Source organism: Corynebacterium sp. A21 (genome assembly GCF_052266655.1).
Taxonomy (GTDB): domain Bacteria; phylum Actinomycetota; class Actinomycetes; order Mycobacteriales; family Mycobacteriaceae; genus Corynebacterium.
Map to the genome: position 1 here is coordinate 1 of NZ_JBQPQY010000008.1, position 19,052 is coordinate 19,052.

Consider the following 19,052-nt stretch of genomic DNA (forward strand, 5'->3'; position numbering starts at 1 on the left):
TGCCCGCTTCGCCTCCGCCACCAAGTAAGGGAACCCGAGCTCAACTGAGCTTTTTTAGCGCTGCATAACGACGCCGCCCCCGCCCGTCCGGGCAGGGGCGGTGTTCGCCGTTTTGGGCGGCCGGACACCGCGGCGTCGATAAGTAATCTTTGCCCAATCGTTAGCTCCGGGGGAGCATAATGCTGGGACACTGGAAGCCATGACGAACAGAGCCGACCACAATATTTGGCCGCTGTTGACTTCGAATGATGCGCTGGCATTGCTGACCTGGCTGCAGGACCTCGGCTTTGAGAAAGGTGTACTGATCGCCGAGGGGGAGTTGGTGCAGCACAGTGAGATGCTCTGGCCGGAGGGTGGCCGACTCATGATCAGTAGCGCGCGGCCCGAACTGGTCGCCCCGGGAATTGGAGGAAGCTATATCGTCACCGACTATCCCGATGAGGTGCATTCGCGGGCGGTGGCAATGGGCGCGAAGATTTCCAGCGACTTGCAGGACACCGACTACGGCTCCCGGGATTTCAGCCTGAGCACCCCAGACGGCCATGAACTCTATTTCGGCACCTATGCCGGGGAGCTGCAGTAAACGGGGCGTGCGGGGGGTGGCGCTTGGCCAGAACGGGCATTGCGGGATCGCTGCATATTCAGCAAAGAGTGTGAGATTACCCCCAAGGTAGTTCCATTCGCCGAGAATTAACCTGAAATCCACGTAGACTCGGACTAAGACTGTGCCGACGCTGCCCGCGGTTGAGTTGACTCCGGCTTGTTTCACGTTTCAACGCAGTGCCGTGGGTTGGCGCATCGGCTGAATCTTTGAAGTACATAACAGCTGAAGGAACATGGGAGCAGAATCTATGACCACGCAACCGACCCTGGGCAGTCGCACCGGCAAGATCCTCAACGTGGATGGGCTTGAGTTTCGCGACCTAGATGGGGACGGTTCACTGTCCCCCTATGAAGACTGGCGCCTGAGCGCTGAAGAGCGCGCCCGGGACCTCGTCTCCCGCATGAGCACCGAGGAAAAAGCCGGCATGATGCTCATCGGCTCCCATCATCCGGGTTACTCGAAGTTCCTCCCAGAGCCGGTCAAGGGGCAGCTGCTCAATGCCAATGACGTGTGGCGGGAGGAGAACCCGATCACCGGGCAGGAGTACCCCAAGCCGGTGCTGGTGACCTCATCCACCGATAACGCCATCAACCTGCGCCACCAGCGCCACCTCATTGTCCGGGACAATCTCGCGCCGCGGGACCTGGCTACCTGGACCAATGCCGTCCAGGAAGTCGCCGAAAAGTCCCGCCTGGGTATCCCGGTCGTCTTCGCCTCGAACCCGCGCAACCACGTGGCTCTGGTCTCGCAGTTCGGTGTCAACGAGTCTGCGGGCGTCTTCTCTGAATGGCCGGGCGAGCTCGGGCTGGCGGCCCTCCGTGACCCAGAGCTGATGGAGACCTTCGGCCGCGAGATCGCCAAGGAGTGGCGTGCCGGCGGCATCCACAAGCTCTACGGTTATATGGCTGACCTGGCTACTGAGCCGAGGTGGTCACGTTTCAACGGCACCTTCGGGGAGGACCCGCAGCTGGTCTCTGACTACATTGCTGCCGTGGTCCGCGGCATGCAGGGTGAACAGCTCAGCAACACCTCGGTGGCCACCACCATCAAGCACTTCCCGGGTGGCGGCGTGCGCTACGAGGGCCATGATCCGCACTTTGAGTGGGGTCAGACGAACGAGTACCCGACCCAGGATGCGCTCTACAGCTACCACCTGCCGCCCTTCCAGGCCGCCATTGATGCTGGTGTCGCCTCGATCATGCCCTACTACGCCAAGCCGGTGAACGGCTCTGCACCGCAGCTCAAGGAAGCGATGTGGCAGAACCCGACCACTCAGTTCGATGAGGTGGCCTTCGCTTATAACGAGACCTTCCTCAAGGACCTGCTGCGTGAGGAAATGGGCTTCAAGGGCTACATCAACTCTGACTCCGGAGTCATCGACGCCATGGTCTGGGGAGTGGAAGAACTCCGCGAGCCGGAACGATTCGCCCGGGCGATCAAGGCCGGCACCGACATCTTCTCCGACATGGCCAACCCGGAGGACCTGATCGCCGCAGTCGAGCAGGGACACCTTTCCGCTGCAGAGCTCGATCAGCCGGTGGCCCGGGTGCTCGCGGAGATCTTCGCGCTGGGTCTGTTCGAGAATCCCTATGTCGACGAGGCCAAGGCCGAGGAGATCATCGGCGGGGCAGCGGTGGCTGAGCTGGGTGCCAAGGCACAGCGTCAGTCCGTGACCCTGCTGCGGGACAACAAGGACCTGCTGCCCCTTGAGCGCTATGAGGGCACCCGCATGGTCTACGTCTACGTCACCGGCCGCACCAAAGACAATGAAGTGCAGAAGCAGCTTGAAGCGGCGATCAAGGGTTTCGCTTCCTCGGTGCAGCTCGTGGAAAAGCCCGAGGATGCCGATGTCGCACTGGTGTGGGTCCGCCCCGAGATCGCGCTTTTCGAAGATGACCTGGAGGGCGTTTCCCTCTCAGTGGATCCGCGTGACAATGGTGTGGATGTGGACCAGGTGCTCGAGATCGAGAAGCTGGTGCCCACCATTCTGATGGTCAACATGAACAACCCTTGGCTGCTCGGCGAGATCGAGCCGGCCGCCGGTGCCGTGGTTGCCACCTATGAGATCACCCCGGACAACCTGCTGAAGTCCCTGGCCGGGGTGGACGGCGGCCCGCAGGGTAAGCTGCCGCTCTCGGTGCCCTTCTCCCATCGGGTGATTGAAACCTCGCCGCGGGATGTCCCCGGCAAGATTCTGCATGAGGAGAACGGTAACTACTCCTACCTGGATCGTGGAAAGCAGAACTACACCTACGGACACGGTCTGAGCTTTGGGCCGGAACGGTTTGGAGAGGTCTCCATCGAGGCCTTTGATCTGGACTAGGACTGTCTGGAGTAGTCCTGTCTGGAGTAGTGCAGGGCACCGCTTTTCTTGGGGTACAGCTCTCCGGGCTGTGAGCGGCAATGTCGAGTCATCACACTCCGGATTGTCCGGAGACACACGATGAGGGCCTGGCAGTATGGACTGCGCTGAAGGGGGAGTATCCCCCGAATTCGCGGAGGTCGACATACTGGCGGGCCCTTTTGCCTGCGCTTCCCCAGGTACTTCACCCTGACTGGTTCGTCCTGGATCAACCAGGTCAAGCGCTGGTTTGGGTTGCTCGCCGATCAGCTGCTGCGGCGTGGGAGCCACAAAAGCGTCTAGACCCGAGAAAAGGACGTTAACAACTGGATCAAGATCTGGCAGGAGAACTCTGAGTCATTCGACGGCAAAAGACCATGGAAGAGGTGCTCGACTCGCTCTCCCCGTAGCTATACGGAACTCTGACGCAGAAATACTAGAGGCCCCATGAATCGTGTGGTGAGAGCAGAACTCTTGCTTTTCACCTGGAGTACCAGAGATGATTTTTGGCAGTATGAGGGCATAAAGAAGTAGGCCGGGTCCTGGGGGCCCGGCCTACTTCTTTAGCAACAGCGTGTTGTCTCCATGGATCTAGAGCGCGGTTGCGCTCGCTGTTTGTAGTGTCTCACCGCGGGTGTTCAGGTAGCTGGCGATCGCCAGGCGGTTGATTGCCGACCGGTTCACGATGCCCACAACAGTGCCATTCTCACCGCGTATGACTGGCACCTTTTTGAGATGCGCGTCCGACAGCGTAGCAACAGCGTCTGCGATAGATGAGTTGGCGTCGATGGTGATGACCTCGTCCGTGGCCAGCTTCATGACATTCAGGTCCGCCAGATCAGACATGGCCTGTTCGAGGTCCTCATCGGCACCGATCGCATAAGAATAGATCGAGGTGGAGGACGGGTGAGCTGCAGACAGGTAACGCATGACGTCACCGTCGGAGAGGAAGCCTGCCAGCGAACCATCCGCGTTGAGGACCGGTGCTCCGGAGATACCGCGTTCGGTGAAGGTCTGCAAAGCGCCAAGTACCGTCTGGTCCGAGGACAGAGCGTATACATCGGACTTCATGATCGACTCGACGGTGCTTTCCGGGCTCTGAGCAGTCTCGGTCGAACGCTGGGACTGTGCCGAACGATACGCGAGGAATGCCAGGATAATGCCGATCAACGAGGTGACAACCACCAGGGCAACGGCGCCGCGGAAACCGGTGAGCAGTGAATCGAACTCGCTGTTTCCGGCGCTGACATTTGAAGCGGTCAAAGCGCCGTAGATACCGGCGGCCAGCGAGGTGCCCACACAGCCGGCAATCTGGAAGCTGGTGGAGACCACGGTGACGCCGTGCGGACTGGTCTCGCGGTCAAGCTGGGACAGCGCGAAAGTCTGTGACGGTCCGATAACGAGCGCAGTAGCCAGCACCGCCGGAATGTAGAGCAAACCGAAGAGCAGGATCGAAGAGTATCCGGCAGCAACTCCGACCAGAGTGACAAAGGCAGCCATGATGAGGAACCCGAGGGGGATCGTCCAGCGGCCACCCTGCCGGTCGAACAGACGGCCGGCCAGAGGTCCCGCCACAACGGTGAGGAGGATTCCTGGGGCCAGGGTGAGCGAAGCACCCAGCGGCGACATGTCGCGTCCAGCCTGCAGGAACAGTGGGATGATGACGTTCATCGCGAAGACGAACACCAGGCCGAGCATAGTCATCAGCACACCGATCACGAACGGGGCGCTAGAGAACGGCCGCAGGTCGATCAGAGGATGCTCGATACGACGCTGGCGGATGACGAAGAGCCACAGTGCGAGCAGTCCAACGACGGCGGAGATACCCGCATAGAGGGCGGCGCCGCCGAATGCGGCGGACACACCGTAGAGGATGCCGATCAGACCCACCGCCACGAGCAGGAAGGACAGGATGTCGAGGACCGGGCGGCCCAGGGCAGCGACGTTGCGCAGAATGATGGCGCCGGCAAGCATCACGAGGATGGTGAGGCCACCGAAGACCCACATCAGGGTGGTCCACGGCGCGATGGTCAGCAGTGCACCAGACAGAACGATCGCCAGTGACGGCCCTAGCGTGGTCATCGCAGCCATGATGCCCATGTTCATCCCCAACTTCTCGCGCGGCGAGACAGCCAGGGTGATGTTCATGCCAATGGGGGTGAGGAGGCCCGTTCCGATGGCTTGGAATAGGCGTGCGATGAGGAGCACACCGAAACTCGGGGCGAGGGCGCCCACAATCGAACCGATCACCATGATTGCGAGCACGGCGACGAACAATGGCCGCGTGGGGAATCGATGGTAGAGGACGTTTGAGACTGGTACGAACACTGCGGCAACCAGCAGGTAGCCGGTGGTCAGCCACTGGACGGTGTTCACGTCGACATTGAAGTCTTCCATGATCGGCGTGAAGGCCACGTTGAGGAAGGTCTCGTTGAAGGTGGCGAGGAACGCGGCGGCTGCCGCGACTGCGATCATCCAGACAGCACGTCTCTGGGTGTGCACAGGGGTGGTTTGAGCTGGGGGCATAGATTCTCCTGACGTTCGGCAACGGAAAAGCGGATCGACCGTGCCGTGTCAGAAGGTGTCTGTAGAAACCTCGCGTGTCGTGTCATCGATGCGCCGTGATGGCCCAATGGGCATTGAGCACTATAGCAGATTTCGCATCTGAGTATGGAGCCACAGCTGTGCTGTGTGCTGGCTACCGGGTCGTCGGGAGGTGGCGAAATGCCTGGATGTCAAGGAGCAGATCGGCTGGTGATGAGGTCCTGACTCCAGCCGTGCTCGCCGCTACTCGGGGAAACCTCCTGGGCCACCGGAGAGCTGAGGTTCCGGGATCGGGCACTGTTGCGCACTCGCGTTTTTGAGCACAGGGTAGGGAACTGCCACTTATGGTGCGCTGTATGCCATTAAATAGTTAGCGGGCATTAATCTCTGGTTGCAACTGCGCTGTCCAATCAAATATCCACACCGCCAGAGGTCTTCTGAAAACGACGGCGTAGAAAAGCGCTTTCCTCCAGTGAGTAAGAATATTTTTCATTAAGTCCGCTTAGTGGATATCTGGGTAAGCTCGGGATCACACCCGTCTTATGAAGGAGTCTCCATCTTGAGTAGCACCGTTTCCGGTATCATCGCCCGCGGCAAGGGCGCTCCCGTCGAGCAGGTCGACATTGTGGTCCCTGATCCGGGAGCCAATGACGTGATCGTGAAGATCCAGGCCTGCGGGGTCTGCCACACCGACCTGGCTTATCGCGACGGCGATATCGCCGATGATTTCCCCTTCCTGCTCGGCCACGAGGCCGCCGGCATCGTTGAGACCATCGGCGAGAACGTCACCCACGTCGAGGTCGGCGATTTCGTGGTCCTGAACTGGCGTGCGGTCTGCGGCGAGTGCCGTGCCTGCAAGAAGGGTGAGCCGAAGTACTGCTTCAACACCCACAACGCTTCCAAGAAGATGACCCTGACCGACGGCACCGAGCTCTCCCCGGCGCTGGGCATCGGTGCCTTCATCGAGAAGACCCTGGTCCACGAGGGCCAGTGCACCAAGGTCAACCCGGATGCGGATCCGGCCGCCGCCGGCCTGCTGGGCTGCGGCATCATGGCTGGCCTGGGCGCGGCAGTCAACACCGCTGAGATCAAGCGCGGCGAGTCAGCTGCGATCTTCGGTTGTGGCGGCGTCGGCATGGCCGCCATTGCCGGTGCGAAGCTGGCCGGCGCCTCCGTTATCATCGCCGTGGACATCGACGCCCGGAAGCTGGAGCTGGCCAAGGAATTCGGTGCCACCCACACCATCGATTCCTCGAAGCTGTCCGGCGAGGGCGAGAACAGTGAGGTCGCTCAGCGGATCCGCGAGTTCACCGGTGGCTTCGGCACTGACGTGACCATCGACGCCGTGGGCATCATGGCCACTTGGCAGCAGGCGTTCTACTCCCGTGACTTCGCCGGCCGCATGGTCATGGTCGGGGTTCCGAACCAGACCTCGCACATCGAGGTTCCGGCCATCGATTTCTACGGCCGTGGCGGCTCCCTGCGTCCGGCCTGGTACGGCGACTGCCTGCCCGAGCGTGATTTCCCGACCTATGTGGACCTGCACCTGCAGGACCGCTTCCCGCTGGATAAGTTCGTCTCAGAGCGTATCAAGCTGGATCAGGTTGAGGAGGCCTTCGACACCATGAAGGCCGGCGAGGTACTGCGTTCGGTGGTGATCCTCTAAATGGGTAATGGATTGCGTATCGAGCACGTCGAAACCTCCGGCATCTTCGCCCTCGACGGCGGCGAATGGGAGGTGGACAACAACATCTGGGTTGTCGGCGATGACTCCGAGGTGTTCATCATCGACGCCGCGCACAACGCGGCACCGATCATTGAGGCAGTGGCGGGCCGTAAAGTCCGCGGCATCATCTGCACCCACGCCCACAATGACCACATCACCGTGGCTCCGGAGCTCTCGGAGAAGCTGGATGCCCCGATCTTCGTGCACCCCGGCGATCAGATGCTCTGGGATGAGACCCACCCCGGTGTCGCCCATGAGAATCTGGCTGACCAGCAGGTCTTTCAGATCGCAGGCACGGACCTGAAGGTGCTGAATACCCCGGGGCATTCGCCGGGCTCCTGCTGCCTCTACCTGCCGGAACCCGGGGAACTCTTCTCCGGTGACACGCTCTTCCAGGGTGGCCCCGGTGCGACGGGGCGTTCCTACAGCTCCTTTGACACGATCATCGATTCGCTGAAGACCTCCATCCTGGAGCTGCCGGCGGAAACGATCGTGCGCACCGGCCACGGTGACCACACCACCGTCGGTGCAGAGTCGCCGCATCTCGAAGAATGGATCAAGCGCGGCCACTGAGTTGACTCCGGCAGATCAGCCACCGGGCTGAGGACGTCGGAATGACAATTTCTGGGCAATAGCGGGCAATAAGAAGTGGGGGGGGGGGGGGGGGGGGGGGGGGGNNCCCCCCCCCCCCCCCCCCCCCCCCCACTTCTTGTTATTTCAGGAGGAATCAGGGCATCAGCTGGCGGATATCAAAGCCGGGAATGAACCCCAGAACGGCGGCGATGGCGCCACCGACCGCACCGAGGCCGGCGAGCAGAGCAAGCAGACCACCGGTGGAGGAACCCGGGATGACCGGATCTTGGTCGGCTGGGGTGGAGTCATGGAGGCTGAACTCATCGAGCAGAACCGGTTCGGCAGCCGGGTCAGTGGCGTCGAAGACCCAGCTGCTCACGACACCGGTTCCGGAATCGAAGCCGGTGAACACCGAGAGGTCATTGGAGGCGACATAAGGTGCCGGCTGGGAGGGGTCTTGGGCTGCCTCGAACGGCGCCTCGCTGGGGACGATCGGCGCCAGACCACCGGGGTTGCCGATGGCCAGGTAGTTGTCCGAGACCCACGGGGAGGGCGGGGTCGGGCGCGGACCGTCAGCGGAGAGCTCATGGCGGGCACCATAGGAGTTGCCCACGTTGGAGGTTTCGATGTAGTTGACACCGTTGTCGGACTTGAAGCGGTTCCACAGGTGGGAGTGGCCGTTGAAGACCAGGTCCACCGGGGTGGATTCGTTGTCGATCAGCGGGGACAGCGAGGTCAGCAGCTGGTTGCCGGAAGCTGGGTACTCATAGCGGATGCCGGTGAGATTGCCCTGATCATCGGTCTCTTCGATCTCCACCGGGTCGGCGAAGTGCGGCATGATGTTGTTGCCCAGGCCCTGAGGTCCTTCGTGCAGCATCACGATCACGTGCTCGGCGCCGGTGGTGGCGGGGTCAGCCAGCTGACCCTGGAGCCAGTTGTACTGCTCGGAGTCGACGGTCAGGTCCTCGAAGATGAAGTCGCCGTGGCCTTTTTCGAGCGGGGAATCCAGGACATCAGTGGCCTCCTGGTAGCGAGAGGTTTTTTCACGATCCTCCGGTGCCGGGTCAGCTTCGGTGCCGCGCCAGATACGGGTGGAGTAGAGCGAGATCAGCCGGGTGTTGCCGATGGTGGTGGAGTAGTAGCGCTCGCCACCGGACGCGGACTCCGGCAGGGAGAAGATCTCCTCATAGCTGGTGGTGGAGAAGGAGTTATCCTCGATCCACTGTGCCTTGATGCCGGCATCACCGGTGGGATTGACCTCGGTGGCGACCTTCTCATACTCGGCCTCCGCCACCTCGCGGGGGACCGGATTGTTGAAGGCGGTGTCCAGGGAATCGCGGCCGTCGATACGTCCCATGACCTCATGGTTGCCGATCACCGGGTAGGTCACGGCGTTCTGCATGATCTGGCCACCGTTGTAGGTCTTGCCGTCCATCGGGGAGACGAAGCCGGCGTTGCCCTGCATGCCGGCGAAAAACGCCAGGCCACCCTCGTGGTCGAACCATTCGGAGGCGCGGTCCGGGACGTTGATCAGATCGCCGGCGACCAGGGAGACATCGATGTCGCCGAGGGTCTCTGCGGCCCACTGCAGGTTGGCCGGGGCGTTGTTCTTCTGCTGGTGGTCGGAGGTCAGCAGGAAGGTCAGGTCATCCTCGGCGCTGAATTCATCCTGCGCGGAGTAGACCTCGGAGAGGGCGACCGCGCCGTCGATAAGCGAGGCGACGCGGTAGGGGGTGCGGCCTTCGGCGGCGATGCCGGTGACGGTGGCCTCGTGGCGGTGGACCTCGCGGGAGACGATGCCCTCAGCCGGGGCATCGGGGATGACGGAGGCGGCATCCTCGTACATCCGGGAGAGCTGGGTGGACTCAGCGGTGTGGGCGGTGACGCCTGCCAGGCCCTCGTCCAGCGCGGCGCGCGCCTGCTCGGAGCTCAGGTTCTCGATCTCACCGGTGAGCACCACGTGCTTGGTGCCGGGTTCAGCGGTGAACCAGACGACGTTGACCTGTTCCTTGCCCGGCAGCTGCAGGAAAGGATCAGAGAGCAGGCTGGCTTCGCCGGTGGTCTGCGGTGCTGCGGTGGCGGGAACCGAGATCAGTGAAGCGGCCAGGGCAGCAGCAGTGGCAGCGGTAAGTACCCGGATCGGGGAGCGAAACTGGTGAGGGGGCACCCTTTGTCCTTCCAAGAATTTAATGAGACAACGCTGATCTTAGTGAATTAAATTCACAGGTACTATCTTTGTGGTTAAGAATTCACTGCTGAGACATGTTCGTTCAGTGCCGGTTTCCGCTGGTGTAACCCTTGATTGTCAGGTTTGTGAAGATCGGCTGGTGAAACCAACTCCGGGAGGATGTGCCAGCACATAGTATGGCCGTTATGGAAACTCGGCGCAGCGGGCGCAGCAGCCTCTGGGTGGCGGTGGCGCTCTCGATCTTCACGGTCGCCTGGGGAGGTAATGGTTTCACCCCCATGCTCGTGTTCTACCGCGGCCAGGGAAATTTCAGTGATCTCTTCATCGACCTGATGCTGGTCGCCTATGCCATCGGCGTGGCGGTGGGCCTGCTGGCCGCGGGCCCGCTCTCGGACCGCTACGGTCGACGAACCCTGATGTTTCCCGCTCCGTTGCTGGCCGCGCTGTCCTCGGTGCTGATCGCCTTCGGAGAGAACGCCGGCCTGCTGATGGCTTCTGGCCGGGTACTCTCCGGAATTGCGGTGGGGGTGGCGATGACCGCTGGCGGCAGTTGGATCAAGGAACTCTCCGCCCCGCGCTTCGACCCGAAGGCAACACCTAGTTCCGGTGCCAAGCGGGCGAGTATGTCCTTGACCGCTGGCTTCGCCCTAGGCCCGGCAGCCGCAGGAGTGCTTGCCCAGTGGGGGCCGATCCCGGGCCAGCTGCCCTACCTGGTCCATGTGCTGCTCTCTTTGGCGCTGCTGCCCTTCCTGCTGACCGCCCCGGAAACCCGGCAGTCCGCCCACCGTCAAGTCAAGGGGTCCTTCTGGAACGATCTGCGGATACCTTCGGCCCGGCAGCCCCGCTTCCTGCTGGTGGTGGTCCTGCTGGGCCCCTGGGTCTTCGGTTCCGCCTTCACCGCCTATGCGGTGTTGGCCGGTCGCCTGCAACCTTATGTGGACTTCCCGGTGGCCACCGCGGCATTGATCGCACTGGTCACCCTCGGGACCGGATTCATCGTCCAGCAGTTCGGCCCGCAGATCGCCGGGCCGGGCAAGGTTCGCGGCCCCCTGATCGCCATGGGAGTGACCGTGGTGGGCATGATCCTGGCGGCGGTGGTCGTCGAACAGCATCACCTCGGCTGGACCCTGCTGGCCTGTGTCTTCCTGGGCCTGTCCTATGGGTTATGCATGTTTCTCGGACTCTCCGAGAGCCAGAAACTGGCGAGCCCGAATGAGATGGCGGGACTGTCCGGATACTTCTATTGTCTGGCCTACTCGGGCATGGTGGCCCCGGCGATCCTGACCAGTCTCAGTGGCACCTTCAGCTACCCGCAGATGCTCGGTTTCGGCGCGGTGATTGCCGTTCTCAGCCTTGGTGTCCTGAGCCAGACCGCACGTCGCTGTTAAAGTTGTGTGCATGCGTACTCTCGTTACCGGCGGCGCCGGATTCATCGGTTCAAATCTCACCGACCTGCTGCTTGCGGAAGGGCACGAGGTTGTGGTGGTGGATAACCTCTCTCGCGGAAAGCTGTCCAACCTGGCCCCGGCGCAGGAGACCGGCAAGCTGACCTTTATCGAAGCTGATCTACTCGAGGTCGACTTTGATCAGCTGCTCGCTGAGCACCGGCCCGAGGTGATCTTCCACCTGGCGGCCCAGATCGATGTCCGGCTTTCGGTCACCGATCCGATCCATGATGCTGAGACCAATATCCTGGCCACCATCCGGATCGCGGAGGCCGCCCGGAAGAACGGGGTGCGCAAGATCGTGTTCACCTCCTCGGGTGGCTCGATCTACGGCGAGACCGATCAGCTGCCGGTCACCGAGGACCAGCCGGTGGACCCCTACTCGCCCTACGCGGCCTCCAAAGTTGCGGGTGAGACCTACTTGAACACCTACCGCCATCTTTATGGTCTGGAGTGCTCGCACATCGCTCCGGCGAATGTCTATGGCCCGCGTCAGGATCCGCATGGCGAGGCCGGGGTGGTGGCCATTTTCTCCCAGCGTCTGCTGGCGGGCCAGCCGACCAAGGTCTTCGGCGATGGTGGCAACACCCGTGACTATGTTTTCGTCGGTGATGTGATCCGTGCCTTCTACCTGGCTTCCGGTGAGCTCGGTGGCGGGGAGCGTTTCAATATCGGTACTGCCGTGGAGACCTCGGATCGCCAGCTGCACAGCCTGGTGGCTCAGGCCGCGCAGGCCGAGGACAACCCGGAGTTCGCGCCGGCCCGGCTGGGCGATGTCCCGCGCTCGGCGATCTCGGCGGCCAAGGCCGGGAAGATCCTGGGCTGGCAGCCTGAGGTCGACATCGTTGAGGGGGTGCGCCGGACCGTGGCGTACTTCCGCGCCGAGCAGTAGCCCACCGCGGATGCTTAACGACGCCCCGCAGACCAGGTCTGCGGGGCGTCGTCAGTCGTTCTGGGGGCTGGGTCAGCGCAGTTTGATCTCTTCCCCGGGCTTGATCGCATTCTGCAGGGCCACTGCGCGGGCGAGCCGGGCGTAGCGCAACTCCTGCTCGCGGAAACGCATGTAGGAGGAGATGGTGACGAACATGAAGGCCACCACCAGGCCATAGAGCAGCAGATCAGTGCCGCGGGAGACCCCCAGCAGGTTGGCCACCACGGTCAGGTCATCAGGGCGTAGCACCGCCCAGATGCAGACGACGATGAACAGGGCGAACCCGAGCTTCACGCCGGCCTTGGCGCGGGCCTTCCGGCGGTTGCTGATGAAGTAATAGGCCAGGGCGAGGACACCCAACAGCAGGAGGATCTGGATGATAATGGTCACGGGAGTCTCCTTGCGAGCAGACCGTCAGCGAGAATATTGACGCCGTTGATCAACGACTGTCCCTTACTCATGGAATATTCGGTGTAGAGGATGTCCACCGGTTCCTCGGACACCCGCCATTCCTTGTCCGCGATCATCGAGACGATCTCCGAAGCATGTGACATGCCGTTCATCCGGATGTTCAGCTGCTCCGCGACGGTGCGGTTGAACACGCGTAGGCCATTGTGGGCATCGGAGAGCCCCAGCTTGCGGGTGGTGGGGGAGAGCATGACCACCGTCTTTAAGACGATGCGCTTGATCAGCGGCACCTGGTCATCCTCGGAACGGGGCCGACCGAAACGGGTGCCCACCACAATGTCGAGCGGCTCGGAGCGCAGCCGGGCGACCATAGTCAGCACATTCTTGACCTGATGCTGGCCATCGGCATCAAAGGTGACGAAGTATTCTGCTCCGGGCTGTTTACGGGCGTACTCGACGCCGGTCTGGATGGAGGCGCCCTGGCCGAGATTGACCGGATGGTTCACCAGATGGGCGCCAGCGGCATGAATCCGTTCGGCGGAATCATCGGCGGAGCCATCATTGACAGCGACAATATTGGGAAAAGTCTCCCGCGCGGATTCGATGACGTCCTGGATGACCGTTCCCTCGTTATAACATGGGATGATCAGCCAGGTGTCCCGATAGTCCTGGGAAGGTGCAACGTCATTCATGATGTCCTTCATGCTAGCCCATTCATTTTCATCGGTGGAACAACTTGCCGTAGACCTGCTGCAGGAAGGCCTTAGGGAGGGCACGGTAGGTGGTGCGGACCGCCAGATTCACCCAGGAACGGGGTCGGGAGATGATTCCATAGGAGACCAGATTGTGTTGCAGCTGCTTCTCGGCGGCAAACATCCCCTTCTCGGTACGCCGTTCGAACTGGGCTGCTGAGGTCCGGAAGTAGAGCAGCGGCTCCGGCAGATTATGAAACTTCCGGCCATCGCGCAGCAGCCGAGCCATGAGGTCATAATCCTCCATGTGGTGCACCGCCCGGTATCCGCCGGCTTCCTTGACCGCCTGGGTGCGCGCCATCATCGTCGGGTGGCTGATGGGATTGTTGATCTTGAGGTACTGCGCGATTTTCTCGTGTGAGGCGGGCAGGGTGCGCACCCCGATGACATTGTCGGTGGTGCCGCGGAACTCCGTGGCGGCGGAGCCCACGACAGTCACCTCCGGGTGGGCCTCGAAATAGGCCAGCTGCTTTTCAAACCGCTCCGGCAGGGAGATGTCATCGGCATCCTGGCGGGCCAGCAGCTCGGTGCTGATGGTTTCCAACCCGGCCGCGGAGGCTGGACCGGAACCCTGGTTCCGAGCCAACCGGACTGCCCGGGCTCCCGGGGTGGTGGCCAGAAAACCATCAATGACCTGGCGTAACTCATTGCCCAGTGGGCCATCTTCGACGATGAGGATCTCCTCGGCCGGCCGGGTCTGGGTGCGTAGGCTCCCGAGACTCTCGGCGAGTTCGCCGGGATCAATCTTGTGGTAAACGGTGATCAGGGCGGTCAGACTCGGCATGAGCGAGAATTCTAGTCGAGACCCGGCTGACCGCCAGTTGCGCCGCTATCGGCGGGGTCACCGGTGTGGTCTGCGGTGGACACCGGGTTCGTGGGAGTTGCTGCGCCGGAGCGCACCGCCACCAGGTGCACCAGGATGCCGATGAGCGGGCCGATGAGCAGCGCAGCGCAGACCGCGGTCTCGAGTGCCAGCGGGAGCATCAGGACCACCAAGGCGATGGCGGTGGCGGCGATCCACCCCGTGACATAAGCACGGTGTTGTTCCAGTGCCAGGGTGGCGGAACCAGTGATCATCAGGGTGCCGGTGCACGCGGAAGCAAAGGTCAGGGCGCCCAGGATCGGCCCGGGGACGCCGAGCTCAGGCTTAAAGAAGGTATCCAGGATCCAGGGGCCGATCAGCCAGGCCAGACCACCGCCGAGGACACCGATTCCCAGCACCACTGCCACCGGGGTCAGCAATGCGGAGTAGAGGTTCCCCCGGTTACTCACAAAGCGCACGATCAGCGCTGATTGGAAGCGCTGCAGTGGCACCAGGATAGGGGCACGGGTCAGGGTGACCGCATTTATGATGCCGGCCACGGTAACCATGGTGCCGGCATCCGGCTCCGAAGTAGCCTGAACCAGTACCGGAAAACCGGTGATCAGTACTGCGGAAGCGCCGGTGGCCAGCATCGCGGAGCCGACCCTTCGTGCCAGGGAAGCACGATCGACATCAACCCCGGTGCGGATCGCCTGTCGGGCTTCAGCGGAAGAGGCGAGAATAACCAGCCAGCTGGCGGCGCCGATGACGGTGATGAGGAGGAAGGACAGCAGGTTCCACCCCAACAGCCAGGCGCCCAGGGCCAACACCAGGCGGACACCGGAGTCCAGGGCCACTAACCAGGCATAACGGGTCCACAAACCGAGTCCGGAGAGAATGCCCGAGAGTACCGCCTGGAAGGTGTAGAAGAGCAGGCCGATGGCGATCAATGTGGTTGCAGAGCCGGTGGAACCGGTGACCAGCATCGGCATCCACCAGAATCCGCTGGCTGCGACGATCAACAGTGCGCTAAAACCCAGGATGATGCCCAGCCGCCAGGGGTTAGCATTACCGCGGCGGCCGGTCTCCTTGGCCGCAGAGACCGCCCGGGTGGTCTCCTGCATCAGGCCATCGAGGAAACCGGTGCAGGCGAAGAACAGACCCCAGTAGGCCTGGAATTCGGCGTAGCCCTGGTTATCCAGCGTCCAGGACGCCAAGTAGATGACGACAAAACCGGAGAGCGCAGCAAAAATGGTCGCCAGCGATAGTGCTCTCATGCGGGTGCCGCTATCCCCGCGGTTCCGGGAACGCCGGGAGGGCCTTGTCCCGCAGCCAGCCGTGCCAGAGGGCCTCGAATTCTTCCGGCGGGATGGATTCCTCCCGGCAGGCGTGGAGTGCCTCGGTGCGCAGATCCACCGGCTCGACTATGGCGTGCCGGCCGGCCGCGACATAGCGGCGCAGCATGCGGAAGAAAGCCTCATCTCCGAGCAGGCAGCGGATGGCGTGGATGGTGATCGCGCCGCGCTTGTACACCCGGTCATCGAACATCAGCTCGGTGCCGGGGTCTGCCAGCAGCACGGTGCGTGGCTTGATGAAGAGGAGACGGTAGTGCTTGAGGGCGGTTTCCGCGGCGGGGATGCCGTGGGCTTTCTCATCCCAGAGCCACTCGGCGTAACAGGCGAAGCCCTCATTGAGCCAGATGTCATTCCACTGGGCCAGACCGAGGGAGTTGCCGAACCACTGATGTGCCAGCTCATGGGCGATCAGCCGGTTCCACTCACCCTGGCCGGCAGCATGGTTGGCGCCGAAGATGGACAGCCCTTGGGCTTCCAGGGGGATCTCCAGCTCATCCTCGGTGACCACCACGGAATAGCGGGTGAAGGGGAAGGGGCCGAAGAGCTCGGTGTAGACCTCCAGCATCTGGGCCTGCTCGCTGAAATCAGCGAGGAATCCCTGGCGCAGGGCAGGCGGGACGTAGGCGTGCACCGGCACCGGGGCATCCGGTGCGCTGAGCATCATGGAGTCATATTCGCCGACCTGGATGGTGGCGAGGTAGCTGGCCAGCGGGTGCTCGGTGCGGTAGTGCCAGCTGGTGCGGGATCCGGAGGTGCGTCGGCCCACGAGTTCACCATTGGCGATCACGGTGTAGGGGTTGTCGGCGCTGATCTGGATGTCGTACCAGGCCTTCTCATCCGGGGTGTCATCACAGGGGAACCAACTGGGGGCACCGCAGGGCTGTGAGGCCACGAGGGCGCCGTTGTCGAGTTCCTCCCAGCCGATCTCACCCCAGGCGGTCTGCAGCGGGCGGGGGGTACCGGCGTAGCGGATGTGCAGGGAGAATTCCTGGTCCACCGGGATTTCCTTGGCGAAGCTGATCCGCAGCTTGCCCAGAGACTGCCGGAAGCGGGAGACCCTGATGAAGGTTCCGGCGGTGCCGGTGGCGGTGATCTTCTGCACCCGCATGTTCTCTGCCAGGTCCAGGGTCATTGAAGCCAGCGGCAGGTAGTTGACCAGCCGCAGGGTGGCGGTGCCACTCAGATGGTTGGGCCGCACCCGGTAAGCCAGGTCGAGTTCATAGGCCCGGGTGTGGAAACCAAGGTTGAAGTCGATGCCGGTGTATTGGTCTCGGGTGCCGGGCACCGGGGTTGAACGCAGTCGCTTGCTACTCATCGTCTGCAGATCCTACCTGGGAGGGAACGTGAGAGATCAACCACGCGTAGATCAGGGATTCCACCGCAGCTACCTGGGTGTTGTCGGCGGCCCCCGCATGGCCACCCTCGGTGTTCTCGTGGTACTCCACCGGATGGCCCTGAACAGCGAGTTCCCGGGCAAAGAGTCGGGCATGGGCCGGGTGGACCCGGTCATCCCTGGTGGAGGTGGTCACCAGTGCCGGCGGGTACTCCCGTTGTTCCCGGGGACTGACATTGTGCAGTGGGGAGTAGGTCTCAATCACGGCACGCTCTTCAGCGATGTCCGGATCGCCATACTCCGCCATCCAGCTCGCCCCCGCTGACCAGGTGTGATAGCGCAGCATATCGGTCAGGGGCACCTGGATCACCGCCGCCCCCAGCAGTTCCGGCATGCGGGTCAGGGCTGCGGAGGTCAGGAGACCGCCGTTGGATCCGCCACGGATCGTGGTCAGTTCCGGGGTGGTGTAGCCACGGGCGTGCAGATCCTCGATCACCGCACGGTGGTCTTCGAAGACCTTGACCCGATTGGTTTTGACCGCCTGGGAGTGCCACTGCGGGCCGAACTCGCCGCCGCCACGCAAGTTGGGGATGACGGTGAACCAGCCGCGCTCCAGCAGCGCGAGTCCCTTGACACCGGCATAACCCGGGGTCAGGGAGACCTCGAATCCGCCATAACCGCCGACCAAGGTGGGGCGGGCGGAGCCGTCGAAGACCCCGGTGATGAAGTAGGGGATCTTCGTGCCATCCGCGGAGGTGGCCCAGTGCTGCCGGGTGTCCATGCCCGCGGCGTCGAAAAGCACGGGGGCGCGGCGGGCCGCTTCAGGGGACAGGGAGGTCGCCAGGTCCAGCCGATAGAGGGTGGCGGGTTCGGTGAAGGAGGAGGCGTTGAGCCAGATCTCATCGCCGTCCAGGGAAGCGGTGGCCACCACCGAGGCGGTGACCAGCTCAGGCAGGTCGATGCGGCGCTGCTCACCCGTGGGTTCCTCGAGTGGGAGCACGAGAATCTCGGTGGAGACATTGTTCAGGAGGGTCAGCACCAGGTGGTGTTCGGTGAAGGCGAGGGACTGCAGTGCGGTCCCGGCATCTGGGGTGAACACCGCCGCCACCTCGCGGGAGCCGGCCAGGAAAGCCTCCAACTCGATGACACCAAGGCCGCCGGCGGGGATACCGGCATACTCCTCACGCGGGAGCAGAAAGAGCCACTGAAGGTGGGTGAGCACCTCACAGTCCTCCGGTACCTCGATCTCACGCAGCTCCCCGGAAAGTCCGCCAACCCAGGTGCGCGCCCGGTAGAAGTCCAGGGCGCGGGTGACGGTGATGCGCTCGAAACCGGGGGTCGGGTCAACATGTGCCCCGATCGCCACATCTTCCCGCTCACCGGCAGCCACCAGCGGGGCCTGCGCAACTGGGGTGCCACGGTGCCAACGACGCACCTGCGCCGGGTAACCGGAGGTGGTCAGCGCATTCTCGCCGGTATCGGTGCCCACCAGCAGGGTGTCTATGTCCACCCAGCTCAGATCAGACTTGGCCTCGGGAAGCGCAAAGGCGTTCTCCGTGATGAAGGCGCCGCTGAGCAGGTCAAACTCACGCACCACCACGGCATCGGCCCCACCACGGGAGAGCCGGATCAGCGCACGGTCGGTGGCGGGTCGACGCACCACGGCACCCTTCCACACCCAGTTCTCATCTTCCTCGGCCGCCAGCGCATCCACATCGATGAGCACCCGCCACTCCGGATCTCCGGAGAGATAGGAGGCCAGATCGGTGGTACGCCAGAGCCCGCGGGGGTGTGCGGCATCACGCCAGAAGTTGAAGAGGGTATCGCCGCGCCGGGAGACATAGGCAATCCGGTCATCGCTGTCCAGAGCGGTGAGGATCCGCTCCTGCAGCTGCGCCCGCAGCGGATCAGCGGCGACACTGTCCTCGGTGCGCTGCGACCAGGCTTTCGCCCAGTTCAGGGCCTCCTCGGAATCAATCGGGAGCAGCTGATCCGGGGTGGTATCGCCGGGGTGGAAGTCGGTGGGAGTCGTTTCAGTCATAATACTCCG

At 62.8% G+C, this 19,052-nt stretch carries 14 protein-coding genes; 6 read left to right on the forward strand and 8 right to left on the reverse strand.

Annotated elements, in window-relative coordinates; genetic code table 11:
- Nucleotides 1–199 precede the first annotated feature (199 nt).
- On the forward strand, nucleotides 200–583 hold the full coding sequence (locus tag ACTU46_RS11440) for a VOC family protein (protein ID WP_443381807.1): 384 nt from the start codon (nucleotides 200–202) through the stop codon (nucleotides 581–583).
- A 268-nt stretch (nucleotides 584–851) separates the two neighbouring features.
- A complete protein-coding gene (locus ACTU46_RS11445; RefSeq protein WP_443381808.1) occupies nucleotides 852–2,927 on the forward strand; it encodes a glycoside hydrolase family 3 protein in 2,076 nt (691 codons plus the stop codon).
- A gap of 609 nt (nucleotides 2,928–3,536) precedes the next feature.
- Here the strand turns inward: ACTU46_RS11445 and ACTU46_RS11450 are convergent.
- Complete coding sequence (locus ACTU46_RS11450) at nucleotides 3,537–5,447, reverse strand: MFS transporter (RefSeq protein WP_443381809.1); 1,911 nt, start codon at nucleotides 5,445–5,447, stop codon at nucleotides 3,537–3,539.
- A 601-nt stretch (nucleotides 5,448–6,048) separates the two neighbouring features.
- Here ACTU46_RS11450 and ACTU46_RS11455 point away from each other — a divergent pair.
- Nucleotides 6,049–7,155, forward strand: a complete 1,107-nt coding sequence (locus ACTU46_RS11455) for an S-(hydroxymethyl)mycothiol dehydrogenase (RefSeq protein WP_443381810.1) — start codon at nucleotides 6,049–6,051, stop codon at nucleotides 7,153–7,155.
- Nucleotides 7,156–7,788 carry an MBL fold metallo-hydrolase gene (locus ACTU46_RS11460; protein ID WP_443381811.1) on the forward strand — a complete coding sequence of 211 codons (633 nt, stop codon included), beginning with the start codon at nucleotides 7,156–7,158 and terminating at the stop codon, nucleotides 7,786–7,788. It abuts the gene before it with no gap.
- Between the two features lie 154 nt (nucleotides 7,789–7,942).
- Here the strand turns inward: ACTU46_RS11460 and ACTU46_RS11465 are convergent, their stop codons facing one another.
- Nucleotides 7,943–9,955: a hypothetical protein gene (locus ACTU46_RS11465; RefSeq protein WP_443381812.1), complete on the reverse strand. Its 2,013-nt coding sequence runs from the start codon at nucleotides 9,953–9,955 to the stop codon at nucleotides 7,943–7,945.
- A gap of 197 nt (nucleotides 9,956–10,152) precedes the next feature.
- On the opposite strand from ACTU46_RS11465, the gene ACTU46_RS11470 reads away from it, so the two are divergent.
- Together ACTU46_RS11470 and ACTU46_RS11475 are read left to right on the forward strand one after the other, a co-directional pair.
- Nucleotides 10,153–11,364 carry an MFS transporter gene (locus tag ACTU46_RS11470; RefSeq protein ID WP_443381813.1) on the forward strand — a complete coding sequence of 404 codons (1,212 nt, stop codon included), beginning with the start codon at nucleotides 10,153–10,155 and terminating at the stop codon, nucleotides 11,362–11,364.
- A gap of 10 nt (nucleotides 11,365–11,374) precedes the next feature.
- Nucleotides 11,375–12,313 (forward strand): GDP-mannose 4,6-dehydratase, encoded by a 939-nt coding sequence (locus tag ACTU46_RS11475; protein ID WP_443381814.1) that lies wholly within the window; start codon nucleotides 11,375–11,377, stop codon nucleotides 12,311–12,313.
- Between the two features lie 72 nt (nucleotides 12,314–12,385).
- Here the strand turns inward: ACTU46_RS11475 and ACTU46_RS11480 are convergent, their stop codons facing one another.
- The 6 genes from ACTU46_RS11480 to ACTU46_RS11505 are packed head-to-tail and all read right to left on the reverse strand — an operon-like array spanning nucleotide 12,386 to nucleotide 19,043.
- The gene (locus tag ACTU46_RS11480; RefSeq protein WP_443381979.1) at nucleotides 12,386–12,733 is read right to left on the reverse strand and encodes a DUF2304 domain-containing protein; all 348 of its coding nucleotides are present in this window, start codon (nucleotides 12,731–12,733) and stop codon (nucleotides 12,386–12,388) included.
- Between the two features lie 5 nt (nucleotides 12,734–12,738).
- Nucleotides 12,739–13,452 carry a glycosyltransferase family 2 protein gene (locus ACTU46_RS11485; RefSeq protein ID WP_443381815.1) on the reverse strand — a complete coding sequence of 238 codons (714 nt, stop codon included), beginning with the start codon at nucleotides 13,450–13,452 and terminating at the stop codon, nucleotides 12,739–12,741.
- Between the two features lie 28 nt (nucleotides 13,453–13,480).
- Nucleotides 13,481–14,296 carry a glycosyltransferase gene (locus ACTU46_RS11490; RefSeq protein ID WP_443381816.1) on the reverse strand — a complete coding sequence of 272 codons (816 nt, stop codon included), beginning with the start codon at nucleotides 14,294–14,296 and terminating at the stop codon, nucleotides 13,481–13,483.
- A gap of 11 nt (nucleotides 14,297–14,307) precedes the next feature.
- On the reverse strand, nucleotides 14,308–15,591 hold the full coding sequence (locus tag ACTU46_RS11495; RefSeq protein ID WP_443381817.1) for a lipopolysaccharide biosynthesis protein: 1,284 nt from the start codon (nucleotides 15,589–15,591) through the stop codon (nucleotides 14,308–14,310).
- A gap of 10 nt (nucleotides 15,592–15,601) precedes the next feature.
- The gene (locus ACTU46_RS11500) at nucleotides 15,602–16,984 is read right to left on the reverse strand and encodes a M1 family metallopeptidase (RefSeq protein ID WP_443381818.1); all 1,383 of its coding nucleotides are present in this window, start codon (nucleotides 16,982–16,984) and stop codon (nucleotides 15,602–15,604) included.
- Nucleotides 16,977–19,043, reverse strand: coding sequence for a prolyl oligopeptidase family serine peptidase (locus ACTU46_RS11505; RefSeq protein WP_443381819.1), 2,067 nt, complete (start codon nucleotides 19,041–19,043; stop codon nucleotides 16,977–16,979). The genes ACTU46_RS11500 and ACTU46_RS11505 overlap by 8 nt, the downstream gene beginning before the upstream one ends.
- Nucleotides 19,044–19,052: the final 9 nt, after the last annotated feature.